We start from the raw sequence: 2,869 nt of genomic DNA on the forward strand, positions 1-2,869 counted from the left end.
CGTCCTGCGTGTCAATATCCGCGAGCGGCGGCACTAACAGTTCGTGCTTTCGGCGCTCACGACCCTGGACGCGCTGCCGCTGAACGCCGACGGCACGGTCGACCGCACGGCGCTGCCCGCCCCCGCGCTCGCCACGGACCGCTGCGGCACCCAGCCGGGCACACCGATCCAGGAAATCGTCCGCGACCTGTTCGCCGAGGTGACGGGGCTGCCGCGCCGCGAAGTGCACGCCGACTCCGACTTCTTCCGGATCGGCGGCGACCCGGAGGCCGCGGACCGGCTGCTGGCGCGGGCCCGCGAGACCCTGGACGTGGAGCCGGGCGGCCGGGCTCTGTACGAGGCGCCGACACCGGCCGGGTTCGCCGCGCTGCTCGGCGACTCCCCCGCCGCCGCCACCGGCCCCGCCGCCGCGGGCGGGGACAGTGCGGTGCTGCCGCTGAGGCTGCGTGGCCGCCTCGACCAACGGGCCCTGGAGGAGGCCCTGGAGGACCTGGGGCGGCGGCACGAGGCGCTGCGCAACTCGCTGCTGGGGGCGGCCGGTACCCGGCTGCGCTCCCTGGGCCCCGAGGACCACCTGCTGGACCTCGCCCTGCCCGCCGCCTCGGTCGACCCGTGGTCGCACCTGCCGCTGGCCGCCGAGCTCGCCCGGGCCTACGAGGCCCGCGCCACCGGCGCCACCCCGCACCGCTCCCCCGCCGGGCTGGACGCGGCACCCCGCGCGATCTTCGGCGACCTGGAGCCCACCCCGCTGCCGGGCAGCGTGTCGCGGGCCGGGGCCGCCTCCTACGGCACCCTCGAGGTCGAACTGGGCGACGAACTGCACGAGCGGCTCACCCGGTTCGCGGCCGAACGGGGCAGCACCCTGTTCATGGTGGTGCACACCGCGCTCACGGCCCTGCTGTCCCGGCTCGGCGCGCCCGACGAGATCACCGTGGCCGCGCCGGTCCCGGCCCGGGACAGCGCTGCGCTGCGCGGCGCGGTGGGCCCGTACGGACGGATCCTGGCGCTGTCGGTGGACGCCTCGGGCGATCCGGCGTTCGGCGAGCTGCTGCGCCGGGTGCGCGAGTCGGACCTCGCCGCCTACCGGGACGCGGACGCCGCCCTGGCCGCGCTGCCCGGCGGGGTCGCGCTGACCGTGCTGCAGGAAACCGGCGACGGGTTCGAGGCGGCCGGGCTCACCGTGCGGCCGGACGAGGCCGAACTCCCGCTGCCCGCCACCGACCTGGGGCTGACCCTGACCGAGCGGCAGACCGCGGCCGGTGCGCCCGCCGGCATCACCCTCATGACGGCCTACCGGCACGAGACGGTCGGCGAGGCGGCCGCCGCCTCGCTCACCGGCCAGCTGACCGCCGTACTGGAAGCCGCCCTCGACGACCCGGAGGCCGCGCTGAGCCGGCTGCGGCTGGTGCCCGGTTCGGCGGAGACCGGGGTGTGGGCCGGCGAGAGCGCGGCGCTCCCGGCCGAGAGCGTGGCCTCCCTGTTCACCGCCCAGGTGGCACGCGCCCCCGAGGCGATCGCGCTGCCCGGCATGAGCTACGCCGAACTCGACGCCCGTACCGACCTGTTGGCGCACGCCCTGATCGCGCACGGCGCGGGCCCGGGCACCTCGGTGCTGACCGCGCTGTCCTCGCTGACCGGGTTCTCGGTGGCCGCGCTGGCCGTCGCCAAGACGGGTGCCGCGCTGCTGCCGGTCGATCCCGCACTGGACCTGGACGAGTCGCTCAAGCCGGTGGTGCTGCTGCTCGACGAGACCGCCGACCTGGTGCTGCCGGCCGTCCCGGGCGCGGCCCGGCTGGTCCGGGACGAGGCCGCCGACCGGCTGCCCGCCACCGGCCGCTGGCCGGTGACCGACGCCGACCGGACACGCCCGCTGCGCGCTGACGACGCGGTACTGCTGCTGCCCTGCGAGGACGGCACGGTGGTGGTCGGCCCCGAGACGGTCGCCGCGGCGACCGTGGCCGAATCGGCCGACGCCGCCTGGCTGGTCCGCGGCTACCCGGACGCCGACGCCACGCTCGGCCTGCTGGGCGCGCTCGCCTCCGGCGCCCGGGTGCACCTGCCCGACGGCTCGCTCGCCCAGGCGGTGCCGCACGAGGTACTGCGCTGGCTACGACAGGAGGGTGCCCGGGTGGTGCTGGGCGGCGCCGACGACGCACTGTCCGCGCTGGTCGCGCTGGCCTGGACCGAGGGGGCCGAACTGTCCGTGAGCGGCGGCTGGGCCGAGGGCCGCTTCGTCATCGAGCAGCTGCCCGGCGGACCGCCCCGCCCCGCCCCCGGCTACCGCGCCTACGTCCTCGACGCCCGGCTGCGGCCGGTGGCCCCCGGCGAGACCGGTGCCCTCTACATCGCGGGCGCGGGTGTGGCCCAGGGCTACGCCGGGGATCCCGCGGGGACCGGTGAGCGGTTCCTGCCCGACCCGTTCGGCGGCCCCGACGGCACGACCGCCCGCATGTGGCGCACCGGACGCGCGGCTCGTCTGTCGGCCGACGGCATGCTGCGCGTGCTGGACCGCCCGGCGCAGGACGACCCGTTCGCCGACGACTTCGCGACGTTCGTCGTCCTCGCCGACGCCGCGGGCCACCAGGCACTGTGGCCGGCCGGTGCCCCGGCTCCCGAGGGCTGGCACGAGAGCCACCCCGAGGACCTCTACGAACTCTGCCTCGACCACATCAACGAACGCCTCAACGACCCGTTCTAGAAATCCCGGGGCGGGGCGGGGCGCCGCGCGGGGGGGGGGGCCGCCGACGGCCGCCAGGCCGAGCAGCCCCCGCTGCGCATCACCCGCAGCCGTACGGCTTGGGCGCTCGCCGTCTTCTTCGGCCTCCAGGCCACCGCCGCCTACATCACGATGGGCTGGATGGCGCAGATC

General features: G+C 77.0%; 1 protein-coding gene. It reads left to right on the top strand.

Annotation, left to right across the window (positions count from 1 at the left end):
* Positions 1 to 43 precede the first annotated feature (43 nt).
* A complete protein-coding gene (locus tag ACFW2E_RS44625) occupies positions 44 to 2,698 on the top strand; it encodes an AMP-binding protein (protein WP_384477253.1) in 2,655 nt (884 codons plus the stop codon).
* Positions 2,699 to 2,869: the final 171 nt, after the last annotated feature.

The sequence above is a fragment of the Streptomyces sp. NPDC058964 genome (genome assembly GCF_042741275.1).
Lineage (GTDB): Bacteria > Actinomycetota > Actinomycetes > Streptomycetales > Streptomycetaceae > Streptomyces.